This window comes from Comamonas sp. UBA7840, from assembly GCF_002501455.1.
Taxonomy (GTDB): Bacteria; Pseudomonadota; Gammaproteobacteria; order Burkholderiales; family Burkholderiaceae_C; genus Comamonas; species Comamonas jiangduensis.
The window spans coordinates 172,682-190,837 of sequence record NZ_DLTI01000041.1; the positions used below are offsets into that span (position 1 = coordinate 172,682).

An 18,156-nucleotide genomic window follows, 5' to 3' on the forward strand; every position below is an offset into this window, starting at 1 on the left:
AGCGCCCCGGGTTGTCCAAGGATTTCCCCCACCACGAGCCGCACCATGATCAACCGAGAGCGTACTGCGGTGTGGTCTTCAAAAACTCCAGCGTCTTTTCAAAAGGCAAGGGGCGGCTGAAGAAGTAGCCCTGCATCTCGCTACACCCCAATTGGTGCAGTATTTCCAGTTGCTGCGCCGTTTCCACGCCTTCGGCAATCACGTTCAGCTTGAAATTCTTGGCGATGCCCACAATCGCCTGGATGATGGCGTAGGAGTCTTGCGACAGGCCCAGGTCACGCACAAAGGATTGATCAATCTTGATGCGATTGACCGAAAACCGGCGCAAGTAATTCAGCGATGAATAACGCGTGCCGAAATCATCGATGGAGATGTGAATCCCTGTATCGCGCAAACGCTGAATGCGCGCCACAATACTTTCGACATCCTTCATGAGCAGGCTCTCGGTGATTTCAATATCCAGCAACTGGGGTGGTACGCCAAACTCCTCCAGCGGCAGCTGGATACGTTCCATGAAATCACTGCGGTCGAATTCACGGGGCGAGAGGTTGATGCCCAGGCGCAGATTGTCAAAACCCATGGCACTCAAGGCCGCAAAATGGGAGCAGGCCTTCCACAGCACCCAGTCACTGATCGCCACAATCAACCCTGTTTCCTCAGCGATCGGGATGAACACATCGGGGCTGATCATTCCTTCCTTGGGGTGGTGCCAACGAATCAGCACCTCCAAACCCGTCGCTTGGCCAGTCAAAGCCTCGATCTGCGGCTGAAAGTACAGCTCGAATTGGTCGCCCTGTTTGACGGCTTCACGCAGGTCATTCTCAATAGACAAGCGGTTCAGGTAAGTGGTCTGCATGTGCGGCAGAAAAGCTGCGCAGCCATTTTTGCCCTGCCCTTTCACCTGGTACATGGCCATGTCGGCGCAGCGGATCAGTTCTGCGGCGTTGGTCGCATCTTCCGGATAGACCGCAACGCCAATGCTCGTCGTCGCCAGAAACTCCGTATCCGAGACCCTGACGGGCTTGCGCAATTCCTCCTGGATTTTTTCCGTGATCACGGCAATCTCATCGCGATGCGCCAGAGACGGCAGCAAGACGGTGAATTCATCCCCCCCCTGGCGCGCCAGGGTGTCGCCATTGCGCAGGCATTTGCGCACACGTGCCGCAAACTCCCGCAAGAGCTGGTCGCCAACGGCATGGCCATACGTGTCGTTGACCAGCTTGAAACGGTCCAGATCGAAAAACATCACGGCCAGTTTTTCTTTGCGGCGGCTCGCCTCGACAATCGCCATTTCCAGGCGATCCATGAACAGGTTGCGATTGGGCAGCCTGGTCAACAAATCGTGCAAGGCCTGAAAGGCAATTGTTTCTTCTGCGCGCTTGCGCTCTGAAATGTCGCGGGCCACGCCAGCTGTGCCCAGAAAGCGTCCTGTCTGCCCGCTATCCTGGGACTCATACACGCCCTGGGTACTGAGGATGACCGTAATCTCGCTGCCGCTGCTGGCCTTGGGCGATACCGGGTTGACGCGAAAGCGCACTTCCTTGTTGCTGGTGGCGCGCAGGCCAACACGCCGTTCCTTGAACGCATATTGCACATGTAGGTAGTCGCGCGGGTCGACGATCAGCGAATAGTGCTTGCCGATCAACTCATCGGCCTCGTACCCCAGCAGGCTGTATACGCGGCTGTTCATGAAGGTAAAAACACCTTCTCGGTTGAGCGTAAAGATGATGTCGGGGGACTGCTCCACCAGAAATCGGTGCAAACGTTCCGAGTGCTTGAGCTGCGCCGAGATGATGGCGTGCTCTTTGTCCCGCTGCCGGTGATTCAAAGCACGCTCGACCGCCAGCAACATATCGTCCGGATCACAATCCTTGCGCAAAAACTCAAAAGCCCGGTAGCGCAAGGCATGGATTGCGGAATTGATGGATTTGTCAGCGCTGAAGACAATCACAGTGGTGTTGATCTTGTTGGCGGTCAACCACTCCATGATCTCCAGCCCCGAAATGTCCGGCAGCTTCAAATCCAGGATCACCAGATCGATTTTTCCCTCTTTGAGCTTGGACAAGGCTTCTTTCCCATTCTCGGCCTCCTCAATGACCCGCTGCTCATGGGCCAGCAAGGTTTTGTAGGCGGTTCGAAAGCGTGCTTCGTCGTCAACAATCAAGAGATGGCAGCCTGCCTCCAGATTTTGAGGGCTGTCGGGAACGCCCAGGATGCTGATGGCATTCATGTGTGTGCGCTCTCCGGTATGAATTTTGGAACCAGTAGTTCTATGCAGGTCCCCGTTCCCGGCTGGCTGCGGCAGGTGATCAAAATCCCTTCCTGCTTTGCAAGGCGCCCCACCAGTGACAGCCCCAATCCACGCGTTTGTGTCGTGGAAACGGCTGCAGGCTCGTACAGGGTGCGGATTTTCTTTTCGCTGATGCCAGGACCCGTGTCATCAATCCGAAGCTGCGCGTAATGGGTGCCCCCGTGCACCACACCGTCAATCAGGGCAATTTTGACCAGCTCGCCCGCCTCCAATGCCTCTGATGCGTTCTTCCAGAGATTGAGCACAATCTGCTTGAAACTGTCGCGCCCCACAGAGGCAAGGATTTCAACCGTGGGAAATTGCTTTTCAACCCGGATGCCTTTTTGTTTGAATAGGGGATCCGCATAGAGGGCCAGAAAATCGCTCAGCACGCCCGCCAGATCAATGCTCTGGCTTGACGCGTGCTGGGCTTGGCCATCGGCCATTTTCCCGACGATAGCGGCAACACGGTCAATTTCTTCAGTCAGGATTCCCAGTTCCTGGCGAATGCCGTCTTCAGGCAGCTTGCGCTCCAGAATCTTCAAATAGCTCTTGATGATGCCGAGCGGATTGCCTGCTTCGTGAACGACCTGGCGCGCCTGGCGGGTAAATTGCTGGCTCCGCTCCTCCTCGGCCTGCTGTCGCTGTTGCTCGGCCATCAGCACAACATCCAGACTCAAGGCAGCAATTTTTCCAAAATGGCTCAACCACGGAATGCGCCCCTGCAGGCCTGCGTATTGCGGGGAAGACAGACCGCAGAGGATGACGCCCACCGTCCGCTGGCGGGCCACCATCGGTATACACAACAGGCCATCCGGAGAGAGCACGCACCAATTGCCGGTCCAGCAAAGCCAACGGCTGGGTGCTGGCAAACGATGCTCTGACTTGGCGATCAGCGACAGCGGCCGCCGCCAGACATCCTGCGGGAGCCAAAGGGATTGAGAGTTGGCGAAAAAGCGAGGGTTGGTCGTCCACCCCGTCGCCCGTCAAGACGGCACCTGAAGCATCAACCAGCAAGATGGCCATGCTTGGCAGCTCAAACAGAATGCGCGCAGACTCTCGCAGCGCCAGCAGCACCTCATTGACGTTGCCAAGTTGCAGCAAATCCTGCTGCAGCGGTTGCAGCAAGGCCATGCCGCCCACCATCACTGACAACTCGCTATCGGCAGGGCTGAGCGCCATGAAGGGGGCACTACTGGTCGCGGGCACCTGCTGGATGGCACGCTGGGGAAATTCCGCAGCCACCGCAATCCCCATGGCCTCCGCAAGCTGCCGGGTGCGCTCTACCGCACGTACTCGCGTCACGACCAAGGCCACGGGGTCGATGGCAAGCGCGGTGCGCTCGATCAGTGCCCCGTATTCGTTCGCGTCCTCCTCCAGCGGAGTGAGTGCCTGCGCGAGCCACACGGCTTGCGGCAACGCTGTCGCTGCGGCTATCTCAGTGGCACGGGCATGGTGAAACGCAATGCCATCGGCCAGCACCGAATCCAGCCCCCAATGAGCGATCAGCCACGCCCCGACCTCACCGTGTGTCGTACCAAAAAGCTGTTCCTCATCGGCAGTCAGCAAAGGGTGTGCCGATACATTAGCCAGAAATTGGCGATAGGGGTCGCCGAGGGCCTGCAGCAAGATCAATTCACCGATGTCGTGCAGCAGACCGGATAGATAAGCGTCGTCCGGGTTTTTCAAGCCGGCCTGCTCGGCAATGCCCCGTGCAAGCTCCCCTACCAGCAGTGAATGGCACCAGAAATCCGCCACTTCGGCCGATGAAAGCCGGTTGTCTTTGTCAAACAGTCTTTGTATGGACAGGCACGTGACTAAAGCGCGCACCAGTCGAATACCGATGGAAGTGAGGCAGTCCTCAATCGTTGTGAGTTCTTTCGTTCGCCGCAGCGCAGGCGAATTGGCGACCGAAAGGATGCGGCTCGTCAAGCCAGGGTCCTGGCTGACAATCTGCGCCAAATCAGCAATGGAAGATGCCTCATCCTCCATGGCCCGCATCAGATGCACCAAGACTTCAGGTGGCGACGGGATCCTCCCGGTTGCTACGAACTCCCGAACGACATCTGGTAGTCGATGCATGGTTGTAATTGCTTTGATTTGTGGTTGTGTCAAATACTTTATAAGTTTTTATTGATACACAAACAATAAATCGGCACAACAGCGCCTACTTGATCATCACAAACAACAACATACAGAGATATTGCATTCGAAAGCGCTTTTATCCTACATAGACGCTGTTACCTATATCGATGGGCACTAGCAGTAAGTTTTAGGCATGAGCCAGCCCACCGTTTTTTGCAACCAGGCTATACACAGCCAAAACAACCTCTACCGCTTACTGCATAAGCGCTAGCAGCTATTGTTTTCAGCGATTACTTTTGCAGCGGCCGCAACTCAAGCACATCGCCCTGTATGGAGACTTGAAACTGTCGCAAGAAATTCTGGCCTAGCAGTGCATCTTGCGCAGTGCGGCCGGTATAGCCGGTACCTACCGTCAGATTGCGCACCTGCAGCGACCCCACCTGAATGTTTTGCGCGCGCACCAGCCGCCCGATGCGCGGGCCATTCGCGGTCTGAAACTGCACCATTTGCCCACCCTCCAGCCCGGCACGCTGTGCCAAGGCATCGGTCACGGCAATCGATGAAGCACCTGTATCCACCATGAAGCGCACGGGTTGGCCGTTGATGCTGCCATCCGCGTAAAAATGGCCATCGCGCTGGCGCTGCAGTTGCAAACCGCCATTGGAGAGCACGACCGCCTCGGAAGGCTGCAGGTAACGCTCCATGGCCACATACATCACGCCCAGCGCCATCAGCCAAAACAGCGCCATACCCAAATTTAAGCGCCACAACGAGCGCCCAGTGTGCATACGGCGCATAGCTGCCTTTTCCATCATGGCACTTGTGGGGCGGCCAGGCGCCGGTGCTCACCCCCCTCCACCGTGCCAAATCGGGCATCGTTCGCTTCCCACTGGCCGCGGTAGCCACGGATGGCGTCCAAGTCCTTGCCCAAGAAGTTCCACCACATGGTCACTTGCTCGGCAAAAGGCGTACCACCCACCAACAGCAAGCACGTGCCAGCTTGTAGTTGCAGCGCAATTTGCAAGCGGCCAGGCGCCAAATAAGCCAGCTCATCGTGAACGAAAGCTTGGCCGTCCAGCGTAAAGCCGCCAGTCAAAGCCACCAGCCCATATTCAAAGTCTGCCTGCAGTTCCAGCGCTAGCGCTGCGCCCGCATCGGCGCGCACGTCCAAGCCAATCAATGGCGAATGCAGCTCAGTCGGAGCGATATGTGCGCCATAGCTACCGGCCATCAGCGACCATACACACCCCTGCGCTTGCCACTGCGGCACCTGCGCGTAGTGCGCAAATGCGGGCGGTTGATCGGCCACCGCATCAGGCAAGGCAATCCACAACTGTGCAGCGTGGATGCGGCCACCGGGTGTCACAGAATCTTCGGTGTGCGAGATGCCGTAGCCTGCCGTCATCAAATTGACCTGCTGCGGACGCACAATTTGCGCAGAACCTAAGCTGTCTCGGTGCATGACTTCGCCTTCCATCATCCACGTGAAGGTCTGCAGGCGGGTGTGCGGATGTGCACCTACGTGCATGCCCCCGCCTTGCGGGAACTGCAGCGGCCCCAAATGGTCCAGAAAACACCATGCGCCAATCATGCGCCGCGCTTTCGTGGGCAAAAGGCGGGCAATCTCCACCCCCTCCCCCAAGCTGCCTTTGCGGGCGGTAATGCGTTGCACTGCAGGAAAAGTGGGCTCAGACATGCAGTTCTCCTTGGGGGGGGGATCGTAGGTCGCTGACTGCGAATCTACCGCAGCATCTGGCAGGCCAGTGCCCGCACTGCTGCGGCCGAAAGGTCATTGGCTGGCAGGCTCTGGCGCTGGGGCCATTGTGTGAAATGCTTGGACTGCGAACGCTCGTACTGCGGGTCGTAGTGCAAGCGCATGAGCTCTTCAAACAAGGCGGGCAAATCGCCCTCGCGGGCCCACGCTTGCCAGCGGGCAATCGTTTCGTTGCCCTGAATCTCTTTCAGAAAACCCAGCCGCTCGCACAGGCTCTCTACATCATCCCCCAGGTAGGCATAGTCGCGCAGCAAATATTCCAACCGCGCCTGTGGTGTGGCATCAATTTCCACCACGGCAGATTTGCGCATGTGCTGCACCAGTTGCAAGGGCAGTGCGATACGGCCAATCTTGGGGCTTTCTCCTTCGATAAACACGGGTTGGCTTACATCCAGCGCTTTCAGCTCTTGCGCCAGCAAGGTATCGAAGTGCTTCTGGCTGGGCTGGGCAATACCCGGCAGCCCCCCGAGCAATGAACCCTTGTGGCGCGCCAGCCCTTCCAAGTCCAGCACTTGTGCGCCTTGCTCCTTCAACGCGTGCAGGACCCGGGTTTTGGCACTGCCCGTAGCACCGCACAGCACGCGCAGCTGCAATTGCGGCACGATGGCCTCTGTCACTTCCAGCACATGGTGGCGAAATGCCTTGTAACCGCCTGCCAATTGCTGCGCGTCCCAGCCCACCAAGCGCAGCCACGTCACCATGGAGCCGCTGCGCAAACCGCCACGCCAGCAATAGACCAAAGGTTTCCAGTTCGCAGGTTTGTCCGCAAAACTGGTGTGCAAATGCTTGGCCAAATTGGCTGCCACCATGGCGGCCCCGAGACGTTTGGCTTCAAACGGACTGACTTGCTTATAGATAGTGCCAATCGTGACGCGCTCTTCGTTACTAAGCACAGGGCAATTGATGGCACCCGGAATGCGGTCTAGTTCAAACTCTGCGGGGGTGCGGGCGTCAATGATGCAGTCGTACTGCGCAATATCAGTAACGCGAACGGGTTGGCGGTGGGACATGAAAATTCAACAGTGCTTATGCGGGCGCTCAGGCTCGACAGTCTTTTCCACAGCGTAGTGTGTGGATACCAGGCAAGGATGGTCGAGCCTCGACACGCCTCCGCCGCAGCAGAGAACCTTGATGACAAGGTATGAATTGTCACCGTTCTCGCCTGCTCCTGCAGAGCACACAGCAGCAGTGGTAGTGCAGGTGTTGTCTTACATCCGACTGCGAGGGTTTGCAGCGGTATAGACATTCATAATCTATGCAACCATATGCATACATTCCCCGTCAGCCTTCATCGGTTAAAGACTGGAATGTAGGTCTTGTATGAGACACATAACTAGAATCCTACCTACAAGCGTCAAGTTTTAAAAAGGTAACCCCATGGTGCAACTATCCAGACGCCAGTTCATGCAAGTGACTGGTTCGAGTCTGGCGGCATCCAGCTTGGCAGTGATGGGCTTCTCGCCCACCGCCGCTCTTGCTGAAGTACGCCAGTTCAAGCTGGCCGCTACCACCGTCACACGGCAGACATGCACGTACTGCTCGGTCGGTTGCGGTCTTTTGATGTATTCGTACAGCGACGGCGCCAAGAACGCCAAGCTGTCCGTCATGCACGTTGAAGGCGACCCAGATCACCCTGTTAACCGCGGCACACTGTGCCCCAAGGGTGCTTCGCTGCTCGACTTCGTGCACAGCCCCAACCGCCTCAAATACCCCGAGTACCGCGCTCCTGGCTCCACCGAGTGGAAGCGCATGTCTTGGGACGAAGCCTTGGACCGTATCGCCAAACTTCTGAAAGAAGACCGCGACGCCAACTTCGTTGAGAAGAATGAAAAGGGCCAAACGGTTAACCGTTGGCTCACCACCGGTATGCTGGCTGCTTCGGCTTCCAGCAACGAAGCCGGTTACGTCACACACAAGGTAGCCCGTTCCTGGGGTCTGCTGGCGCTCGATAACCAAGCACGTGTCTGACACGGCCCGACGGTGGCAGGTCTTGCCCCGACGTTTGGCCGTGGAGCCATGACCAATCACTGGGAAGACATCAAGAATGCTGATGTGATTCTCGTGATGGGTGGTAACGCAGCAGAAGCTCACCCCTGTGGCTTCAAGTGGGTCACCGAAGCGAAGGAGCACAACGGTGCGCACTTCATGGTGGTCGATCCCCGTTTCAACCGTTCCGCATCGGTTGCCGATTTCTACGCCCCTATCCGTTCGGGCTCGGACATCGTATTCCTGGGCGGCATCATCAATTACTTGTTGACCAACGACAAGATCCACCATGAGTACGTGAAGAACTACACAGACTTCTCGTTCATCGTGCGTGAAGATTTTGCGTTCGACGAAGGTATCTTCTCGGGCTACAACCCCGAAACTCGCACTTACGACAAATCGTCGTGGGATTACGAGTTGGGTGAAGATGGCTTTGTGAAGGTTGACCCCACGCTGCAGCATCCCCGCTGCGTGTACCAGTGGCTCAAGCGCCACTACGCAAGCTACACCCCCGAAAAGGTGGAAAGCATCTGCGGTACACCCAAGGCAAAGTTCCTGCACGTTGCAGAGCAATTCGCATCGACCGCAGTTGCTGGCCGTGTTGCGACCATCATGTATGCCCTGGGCTGGACTCAGCACACCACCGGCGCACAGATGCTGCGTACAGGTGCCATGATTCAGCTGCTGTGCGGCAACATCGGCGTGGCGGGCGGCGGGATGAACGCATTGCGCGGTCACTCCAACATCCAAGGTCTGACTGACTTGGGCATCTTGTCTGCTTCGTTACCAGGTTACCTGTCGCTGCCCAACGAAAGCGAGCAAGAGTACGAGAAGTACATTGGTGCGCGTACACCCAAGATGCTGCGCCCAGGCCAGATGAACTATTGGGCTAATACGCCCAAGTTCCACGTGAGCCTGATGAAAGCATGGTGGGGTCCTGCTGCGACTGCCGAAAACAACTGGGCTTATGACTATCTGCCCAAGTTGGACAAGCAGTACGACATGCTGCAGATCACCGACATGATGGTGCAAGGCAAGGTCAATGGTTACATTGCCCAAGGCTTTAACCCATTGGCGTCGCTGGCCAACTCGAACAACGTTCGCAATGGCTTGAGCAAGCTGAAGTTCTTGGTCGTGATGGATCCGCTGGTTACAGAAACTTCCGAGTTCTGGAAGAACCACGGCGAATTCAACGACGTAGACAGCGCTTCGATTCAAACCGAAGTATTCCGCCTGCCCACTACCTGCTTCGCTGAAGAAGACGGCGCAGTCGTGAGCTCCTCACGCGTGCTGCAATGGCACTGGAAGGCTTCGGACGCTCCGGGCGAAGCCAAGACCGACATTGCGATCATGTCTGGTCTGCACCTGCGCATGAAGAAGATGTACGAAAAGGACGGCGGCAAGTTCCCCGACCCTATCGTCAACCTCTACTGGCCTTATGCACAGGCAGCACACCCAACCTCCGAGGAAATTGCCAAGGAGTACAACGGTCGTGCATTGGCAGATATCAAGGACGCCAATGGCAACGTCATCCGCAAGGCTGGCGAGCAACTGGGCGGTTTTGGTGAGATGCGTGATGACGGCACTACCTTGGGTGGTTGCTGGATCTGGGCTGGTAGCTGGACTTCGTCGGGCAATCAGATGGCTCGTCGCGACAACAGCGACCCCACCGGCATTGGCAATACCCTGAACTGGGCTTGGGCATGGCCTGCCAACCGCCGCATCCTGTACAACCGTGCATCGTGCGACCGTCAGGGCAATCCGTTTAACCCCAACCGTGTGCTGATCAAGTGGGATGGCAAGAAGTGGGCTGGCGCTGACGTGCCAGACGTGGCGGTGGGTCTGGACCCAGAAGTCATCAACCCCTTCATCATGAACCCCGAAGGCGTGGCTCGCTTCTTTGCTCGCAAGGGCATGAACGAAGGTCCGTTCCCTACGCACTACGAAGCGTTCGACAACCCATTGGGCTACAACCCGATGTACCCCGAGAACAAGCTGGCGGTGATCAACCCCGCCGCACGTATCTTGGAGTCGACCAAGGGTACCGCTGGCGATCCGAAGGACTACCCACACGTGGGTACTACTTATCGCCTGACCGAGCACTTCCACTACTGGACCAAGCACGTTCAGCTGAACAACATCATTCAGCCTGAACAGTTTGTGGAAATTGGTGAAGCGCTGGCCAAGGAGCTGGGCATTGAGACCGGCCAAAAGGTCAAGGTCTCGTCCAAGCGCGGCTTCGTGAAGGCAGCGGCTGTGGTGACTAAGCGCATCAAGCCCATGCAGATCGACGGCAAGACCATCCACCACGTGGGTATCCCCATCCACTGGGGCTTCTCGACGACAGGTCGCAAGGGCTATATGGCCAACAACCTGACGGCATCGATTGGCGATGGCAACAGCAACACCCCTGAGTCCAAGACCTTCTTGGTCAAGGTCGAGAAGGCATAAGGAGGAATAGCTGATGTCTTCAACCATGTCTCTCGATATCAAGCGTCGTTCTGCAACAACCACGCCTTCGCCGAGCGCACGCGGCGCGCACAGCGGAGAAGTGGCCAAATTGATCGACGTCTCTAAATGCATTGGCTGCAAGGCTTGCCAAACAGCATGCATGGAGTGGAACGATCTGCGTGACGAAGTCGGCACATTGGCTGCCGGCGTGTATGACAATCCAACCGACCTCACGGCCGATTCTTGGACTGTCATGCGCTTCGCGGAATACGAAAACGAAGCCACAGGCAACTTGGAATGGCTGATCCGCAAGGACGGCTGTATGCACTGTGAAGACCCAGGTTGCCTGAAGGCCTGCCCATCGCCCGGTGCGATCGTGCAGTACGCCAACGGCATCGTGGACTTCCAGCAAGACCAGTGTGTGGGCTGCGGTTACTGCGTGACCGGCTGCCCATTCAACATTCCACGTATTTCCAAGAAGGACAACAAGGCGTACAAGTGCACCTTGTGTTCGGATCGCGTGGCTGTGGGCCGTGAACCTGCTTGCGTAAAGACTTGCCCCACCGGCGCCATCATGTTTGGCACCAAGAAGGCGATGCACGAGCAAGCAGAGCGCCGCATTGGCGATCTGCAAAAGCGTGGCTACGCCAATGCTGGTTTGTACGACCCTGCCGCTGTGGGTGGCACACACGTCATGTATGTGCTGCACCACGCTGACAAGCCTTCTCTCTACAAGGGCCTGCCCGACGATCCCAAGATCAGTCCTATGGTTTCTCTGTGGAAGGGTGTTGCCAAGCCTTTGGCTATGGCAGCTTTGGGCGCAGCCGCTGTTGGCAGCTTGTTCCACTACATCACCAAGGGCCCGAACGAAGTGTCCAAGGACTTGGAAGATGAAATGGACCGCAAGGACGCCGAAGCCGAGAAGAAGGAGAACGGCCAATGAAACGCAATCCACGCGACCTCGTGCGCTATAACGCATCGGAACGCGCCAACCACTGGGTGGTAGGCATTTGCTTCATCTTGCTGGCTTTGTCTGGCTTGGCGTTCTTCCACCCCGCCTTCTTTCCGCTGACTCAGCTGTTCGGTGGCGGCCCCTGGACCCGCATCCTGCACCCCTACATTGGTGTTGTGATGGCGGTGTTCTTCATCATCATGGCGTTCCGCTTCTGGCGCTTGAACGTGATTGAGCCGCGCGATATCGAGTGGCTCAAGAACGTGAACAAGATGATTGATGGCGACGACCACGACATGCCTGAACAAGGCAAGTACAACGGCGGTCAAAAGCTGTTGTTCTGGGGCTTGGTCATCGGCATGGCCTTGATCACCATCTCGGGCTTTGTGATGTGGCGCGCTTGGTGGAATCTGCCCGTGGACATGGTCCGCGTAGCTTCTACCCTGCACGCTATCGCAGCCGTGTGGATGATTGGTCTGATCATCATGCACGTCTATGCGGCTATTTGGACCCGCGGCACCGTGCGCGCAATGATGTATGGCACAGTGACCCGTGCTTGGGCCAAGCAACATCACCGCGGCTGGTATCGCAAGGTAACTGGCGACAACGACTGAGCCAGACGACTGATCGAAAAATAGAAGTCACTTAGACGCTTGTTGATTACCGCCGGACGCCCCAAGCTGGGCGTACCGGCGGTTTCAATTTAGGGATTCCTTTTATGCAACAACGCATTCTTCAACCCGGCGAAATCGAAGCGCTGGACAAGACCTCTTTCCCGCGCATTCTGCTGCCTCAAGTGGGCAGTTTGTTTACCGAGCGTGCGGCGCGCCTGCGCCAACTCTCTGAGGGCAACCCGATTGCGGACTACCTGCAATTTGCCGCCAAAATCGTGGATGCTCAGCATGCAGCGCAAGCATCGGTAACGCTGCAGCCACTGGACACCAGCACCATGGAGCGCGCGCAGCAGTTCTCCATGCCCCTGCTGCCAGCAGCCGAGCACATTGACCCCGCTTGGCACCAGGTGCTCGATGCCATGCTGGACACCCTGGCTGGCAACGCAGGCTTGCCAGAGCCGCTGCAGCCCCTGATTACCTCTTTGCGTGAGCTGGCCAAGGAAGAGCGCGACGAAATCGCCACCCGCCTGCTGCAAAAAGAGGTAGCGGCCCGCCACATCGGCATGGCGCCATTCATCATGGCGGCCTTGCAAGTGACCTACGCCAAGCGTGCGGCAGCGCTGAATGCGGCGGACGTTCCTTACACAGACCCTGCATCCATCTGCCCCGTCTGCGCCAGCGAGCCTGTGGCAAGCGTGCTGCGCATTGGCGGCAAGGCCAATGGCCACCGCTACCTGCACTGCGGTACCTGCTGCACCGAATGGCACATGGTGCGCGTGAAATGCTCACACTGCGAATCCACCAAGGGCATCCAGTACGAAACCATCGACGGTGGCAACGATGCCATCACGGCGGAAACCTGCGATGAATGCGGCACCTACCGCAAGATCGTCAACCAGGAAAAAGACCCGATGGCCGAGCCTCTGGCCGACGATCTGGCAAGCCTGATGCTGGATTTGTTGATGAGTGAGAACACCAAGTTCAAGCGCTCCAGCGCCAACCCCCTGCTGTTTGTTGCTGTGGCGGAAGAGCAAGCGGAAAGCCAAAATCAAGGCTTGGTAGACCCTGCGGCACAATAAACGCTGCCACTTGCCGAAAGGCCGCTGCGGCGGCCTTTCTTTATTGGTTTTTGAAAAAGAGTTGCTACCTTGAATACTGCCGCACCGCGTCTACCCTCCGTGGACAAACTGCTTCAACACCCCGTCTTGCAAGGCTTGCAGACTGAATTTGGTCGCACCAGTGTGACCGATGCAGTGCGGCAAGTTTTAGACGGCCTGCGCCCCCAACTGCGCGAAGGCAGCTTGCAAGCTGCACAGGTTGAAGAAACCGCTTTGACCCAAGCCGTGCACGAGCGCCTGACAGCGCGTTTTGCCCTACGCCTGAAAACCGTGTTCAACCTCACAGGAACGGTGCTGCACACCAACCTGGGCCGTGCCCTGCTGCCGCAGGAGGCCGTGGATGCGGTGGTCGAAGCCCTCACCAACCCCGCCAACCTCGAATACGACCTGGCCACTGGTGGCCGTGGCGACCGCGATGATCTGGTCGAGCAACTGATTTGCGAACTGACGGGAGCAGAGGCTGCCACCATCGTCAACAACAATGCAGCGGCGGTGCTGCTGGCGCTGTCTACCCTGGCAACGGGCAAAGAGGTGGTGGTCTCGCGCGGAGAGCTGGTGGAAATTGGCGGCGCTTTCCGCATTCCCGACATCATGAAACGTGCAGGCTGCCAGCTGGTAGAAGTAGGCACCACCAACCGCACCCACGCCAAAGACTATGCCGAGGCGGTGACCGAGCACACGGCCCTGCTCATGAAGGTGCACACCAGCAACTACGAAGTGGTGGGCTTTACCAAGGCCGTGTCCGACGCCGAAGTCACCGCCATGGCCCATGCCCGTGGCCTGCCCATGATGGTGGATCTGGGCAGCGGCACCTTGGTCGATCTGCGCGACTGGGGTCTGCCCCATGAGGTCACCGTACGCGAAACCGTGGATGCGGGGGCGGACATCGTCACCTTCAGCGGCGACAAGCTGCTGGGGGGCCCGCAGGCAGGCATCATCGTCGGGCGCAAAGAGCTGATCGCCAAAATCAAAAAAAACCCCATGAAGCGTGCCCTGCGCGTGGGCAAGCTCACGCTGGCAGCGCTGGAGCCCACGCTGCGCCTGTACCTGCACCCCGAAAAACTGGCCCAGCGCCTGACCACGTTGCGCCTGTTTACCCGCCCCACAGCCGATATGCAGGCCCAAGCCGAACATTTGGCCCCCCAACTGCAAGCGGTGCTGGGCAACACGTGGGTGGTGGAGACTGCCGCCATGCACAGCCAGATTGGCAGCGGCGCCCTGCCCGTGGAAAGCCTGCCCAGCTACGGCCTCAAAATTCACCCAGCCAGCGGCAAGCAAGCCGGCCGCCAGCTCACCCAACTGGAAGCACGCCTGCGCGCCCTGCCCCGCGCCGTGATCGGCCGCTTGCACGACGACGCGCTGTGGCTGGATCTGCGCTGCCTGGAAGCCGCCATGCAGCCGCAGTTTGAGCAGCAGCTGCCCGCGCTTAAAACATCAAATTCATAGCTATCAGCGCTTGCTGCGTAAGCGCTAGAGGCTAATTTGACCCGTATTTTTCAAGACTGACCAGGAAATGTTTGCATGATCATCGGTACCGCCGGACACATTGACCACGGCAAAACCACCTTGGTACGCGCCCTCACGGGCGTGGAAACTGACCGCCTGAAAGAAGAGAAGGCACGCGGCATCTCGATTGAGCTGGGCTACGCCTACGCGCCCCTGCCCAATGGCGATGTCATGGGCATCATTGATGTGCCCGGTCACGAGCGTTTTGTCCACACCATGGCCGCAGGCGCTGTGGGCATTGATCACGCCTTGCTGGTGGTGGCTGCCGATGACGGCGTCATGCCGCAAACGCTGGAACATTTGGAAATCCTGCAACTACTGGGCGTCAAAAAAGGCACGGTAGCCCTGACCAAGGTTGACCGTGTATTGCCCGAGCGGGTGCAAGAGGTCAAGCTGGAGATTGCCGCCATCTTGTCGGTGTCCTCGCTGCATGACAGCCCTATTTTTGAAACTGCCGCCAGCCAGCCCGGCGACGCCGGTGTGCAAGCCTTGCGCGAGTACCTGCAGGTGCAAGCGCAAATGATGCCCGCGCGCGCGCAAGACGGTCTGTTCCGCCTGGCGGTAGACCGTGTCTTCACCTTGCCCGGCCAAGGTACGGTGGTCACCGGCACAGTGTTCAACGGCAAGGTCAGCGTGGGAGACAACTTGGTGCACTCTGGCAGCGGCCAAGCGGTGCGCGTGCGGAGCATTCACGCACAAAACCAGGCTGCCGACATCGGCGTGGCAGGCCAGCGCTGCGCGCTGAACCTGGCAGGCATTGCCAAGGAAGACATCATCCGCGGCGACTGGATTGCCGACGCCCGGGTGCTACAAGCCAGCGACCGTATCGATATTCGCCTGCACCTGCTGGCCGAAGCGCCATCCATGCAGCAATGGACGCCTGTGCACGTCCACATCGGCACCCAGCGCTGCACCGCCCACGTCGCACTGCTGCAAGACAGTGCCATTGAACCCGGCACCGAAGTGGCCGCGCAACTGGTACTGGACCACCCGGTGTTCACCATCCCCGGTGACCGACTGATTCTGCGCAACGCCCAAGCCAGCCGCACCATTGCAGGGGGCATGGTGCTTGACCCCTATGCCCCAGCCCGCAAACGCCGCAGCGCTGAGCGCATGGCTTATTTGCAAGCGCTGGAATCCCTCATCACTACCGGCAGCCCAGCGGCTTTGGTCCACCACGCCAACCACGGCATCAGCCTGTCGCAACTGCAACGCCTGTCTGGGCGCGCCTTGGACAACCTCGCGCTGCCGGGCACCCAGCGCATCCCACAGCCCGACGGGGACGCGGTACTGATTGACGCCGAGCGCTGGCAGCGCCTGCAGCAGCAAGTGCTGGATACCCTGGCGCGTTTTCACGAAAAGTACCCGGACGAGCCGGGCATCAACGCCGCCCGCCTGCGCCGCATGGCGTGGCCCGGACTGATCCACCCCCAGCACGACAAACTGTGGCGCGCACTGCTCGACGAGATGCTGGCAGCACAGCAACTCACCAGCAGTGGTGCATGGCTGCACCTACCCGGCCACAGCGTGCAACTGTCGGCGCCCGAGCAGACCCTGGCCGAGCAACTGCTGCCGCGCCTGCAGGACGGTCGCTTTGATCCGCCCTGGGTGCGCGATCTGGCAGCAGACACCGGCACGGGCGAAGAGGTGGTGCGCCAGCTGCTGCGCAAGCTGGCACGCCAGGGCGACGTCTTTCAGGTCGTCAAAGACTTGTTCTACACCGCCGCCAACATGGATGAGCTGGCCCGCATCATCAAAGAGCTGGCCTGTGCCACACCCAACGGCGAAGTAGTGGCACGAGAGTTTCGCGATGCCACCGGCTTGGGCCGCAAGCGCGCTATCCAGATCATTGAGTGCTTTGACCGCCTGGGCTACACGCGCCGCGTGCGCGATGCCCACGTGCTGCGCCCCGATGCGCAGTGGCACAGCCAAGTGCAAAAAGGATGAAATTGCCCGCGCACGCAGACGGAGCATGCGCGAACAGCTACAATTTGCACCTCTTCTCAGGAAGGCAATCGTGCCCGGTGGTGCGGCCGGGCTTCAAACCCGGTGGAGGGTGTTAGCCACTCTCGGGTTGGTTCGACTCCAGCTGTCTTCCGCCACTCAAGTTACACAGACTAGTGATACATCGTCCTACTAAATCTCCTAGTGCAGGGGAAGACGATATGGCAACCGTAGAAGGGCTCCACCTGAGGGGCTCCAGATACTCTTTACTAGTCCTGATTCCTAAAGACCTACAGGCCTCATATGGCGGTAAGACCCGCGTAGTGAGGGCTCTAGGCACCAGTGATAAAGCTGAAGCAGTCCGCAAAGGGCTTCGGTTAAAAGCTGAATGGCTGGAGGAATTTGAAGCCAAGCGCAAGGCACTCAATCCCCAGACGTTGGAGCGGCTAACTCCTGAGTTGGTCCAGTTGATTTCAGCTGAGGCACGAAGGGGCATCCTTCAAAGAGATCAAGCCATGCGCGATGGTCACGATGGCGCCTTTAAGGCTCTTCGGGTTGGAATACATAAAGCTGAAGAACGAAGGCAAGCACTCCTTCGCCAAGGGTTTATTCCACCACGCCCACATCCCTCTTGGCCTAAGCCTGAAGAGCTACCCGACTTAGTACCCCTTGGAGGAATCTCAGAGTGGGAGGCTGATGTCGTATCTGACATAAACACTTATAGGCTTGAAGAAGCTCGTAAGAACCTAGCTCGAGGAAACCTGCTGTACTTCCTACCACTCCTCCAATGGGATGCTGAAGCTATCGGCTTCACTGTTTCGGCTGCAACTGAAGGCTTGGAGGAGGCTCTCAGGAGTTACAGCAACGCCTACATACAAGCACTTCAGGACACTACTCTCAGGGATGTTGGAGAAGTCATAACAACTCCACCTGTAAAGGCTATTACTGGACGCACCGGAAGTCATATCCATAGGGTCTCCCCTGAAGCTACAACTGCTGTTGATGAACAATCCACAGTGAATGGACAAGCACTCCATGACATCTATGCGCAGTGGCTTAAGGCATCCCAAAAGACCAAGGACACGGCTCAGGCCTGCCTACGAGCCCTTACTGGCGCGGAAGAATGTTTGGGCTCGCCCCTGCATATCCAGCAGATCACAAGAGCCCAAGGCAACACCTTTAAGGCGTGGCTACAGGCCCCCGAGAGGGGCATTAGCCTAAAGACAGCCAAGGATCGGTTGATGTATGTGAATACGCTGCTGAGGTTTGCATGTGTGGAGCTAGAGATCATTCCCAAGAACCCTTGGCAAGGCCTTGCTATAGAGATCCCAAAGACTGTCACACGGAAACCATGGAAGGATGACGAACTACACAAGCTATTCAGCCAACCCCTATTCCAAGCGTATGAGATACCCGCTGTTGATTTCCACGCAGAA

Annotated in this window: 13 protein-coding genes and 1 tRNA gene; 8 read left to right on the forward strand and 6 right to left on the reverse strand. The window is 58.0% G+C overall.

Going from position 1 to position 18,156, the window contains the following annotated elements; genetic code table 11:
- Positions 1-49: 49 nt before the first annotated feature.
- The 6 genes from B3R00_RS15495 to mnmH form a co-directional block, all read right to left on the reverse strand.
- Entirely contained in the window at positions 50-2,230 is a 2,181-nt protein-coding gene (locus tag B3R00_RS15495) for an EAL domain-containing protein (protein WP_286999766.1), read from the reverse strand.
- Positions 2,227-2,835: an ATP-binding protein gene (locus tag B3R00_RS15500; RefSeq protein ID WP_286999767.1), complete on the reverse strand. Its 609-nt coding sequence runs from the start codon at positions 2,833-2,835 to the stop codon at positions 2,227-2,229. Before B3R00_RS15500 ends, B3R00_RS15495 begins: the two co-directional genes overlap by 4 nt.
- Positions 2,807-4,372, reverse strand: a complete 1,566-nt coding sequence (locus tag B3R00_RS15505) for an HDOD domain-containing protein (RefSeq protein ID WP_286999768.1) — start codon at positions 4,370-4,372, stop codon at positions 2,807-2,809. Before B3R00_RS15505 ends, B3R00_RS15500 begins: the two co-directional genes overlap by 29 nt.
- Positions 4,373-4,665: 293 nt before the next feature.
- On the reverse strand, positions 4,666-5,172 hold the full coding sequence (locus tag B3R00_RS15510) for a retropepsin-like aspartic protease family protein (protein ID WP_286999769.1): 507 nt from the start codon (positions 5,170-5,172) through the stop codon (positions 4,666-4,668).
- Between the two features lie 14 nt (positions 5,173-5,186).
- Positions 5,187-6,071, reverse strand: coding sequence for a pirin family protein (locus B3R00_RS15515; protein ID WP_286999770.1), 885 nt, complete (start codon positions 6,069-6,071; stop codon positions 5,187-5,189).
- 44 nt (positions 6,072-6,115) lie between these two features.
- Positions 6,116-7,159, reverse strand: coding sequence for a tRNA 2-selenouridine(34) synthase MnmH (gene mnmH / locus B3R00_RS15520; protein ID WP_286999771.1), 1,044 nt, complete (start codon positions 7,157-7,159; stop codon positions 6,116-6,118).
- A gap of 367 nt (positions 7,160-7,526) precedes the next feature.
- On the opposite strand from mnmH, the gene fdnG reads away from it, so the two are divergent.
- From fdnG to B3R00_RS15560, 8 genes are all read left to right on the forward strand, one after another.
- Positions 7,527-10,586: a formate dehydrogenase-N subunit alpha gene (gene fdnG, locus B3R00_RS15525; RefSeq protein WP_286999772.1), complete on the forward strand. Its 3,060-nt coding sequence runs from the start codon at positions 7,527-7,529 to the stop codon at positions 10,584-10,586.
- 13 nt (positions 10,587-10,599) lie between these two features.
- Positions 10,600-11,529 carry a formate dehydrogenase subunit beta gene (gene fdxH / locus B3R00_RS15530; protein ID WP_286999773.1) on the forward strand — a complete coding sequence of 310 codons (930 nt, stop codon included), beginning with the start codon at positions 10,600-10,602 and terminating at the stop codon, positions 11,527-11,529.
- A complete protein-coding gene (locus tag B3R00_RS15535) occupies positions 11,526-12,152 on the forward strand; it encodes a formate dehydrogenase subunit gamma (RefSeq protein WP_219162101.1) in 627 nt (208 codons plus the stop codon). Before fdxH ends, B3R00_RS15535 begins: the two co-directional genes overlap by 4 nt.
- 104 nt (positions 12,153-12,256) lie before the next feature.
- Positions 12,257-13,231 carry a formate dehydrogenase accessory protein FdhE gene (fdhE, locus tag B3R00_RS15540; RefSeq protein WP_286999774.1) on the forward strand — a complete coding sequence of 325 codons (975 nt, stop codon included), beginning with the start codon at positions 12,257-12,259 and terminating at the stop codon, positions 13,229-13,231.
- Positions 13,232-13,300: 69 nt separating this feature from the next.
- Positions 13,301-14,716, forward strand: coding sequence for an L-seryl-tRNA(Sec) selenium transferase (selA, locus tag B3R00_RS15545; RefSeq protein ID WP_376747643.1), 1,416 nt, complete (start codon positions 13,301-13,303; stop codon positions 14,714-14,716).
- A gap of 75 nt (positions 14,717-14,791) precedes the next feature.
- A complete protein-coding gene (gene selB, locus B3R00_RS15550) occupies positions 14,792-16,723 on the forward strand; it encodes a selenocysteine-specific translation elongation factor (RefSeq protein WP_286999775.1) in 1,932 nt (643 codons plus the stop codon).
- A gap of 59 nt (positions 16,724-16,782) precedes the next feature.
- Positions 16,783-16,878, forward strand: a tRNA-Sec gene (locus B3R00_RS15555).
- Positions 16,879-16,941: 63 nt separating this feature from the next.
- The coding region (locus B3R00_RS15560) for a DUF6538 domain-containing protein (RefSeq protein WP_286999776.1) at positions 16,942-18,156 on the forward strand (1,215 nt) is incomplete at its 3' end.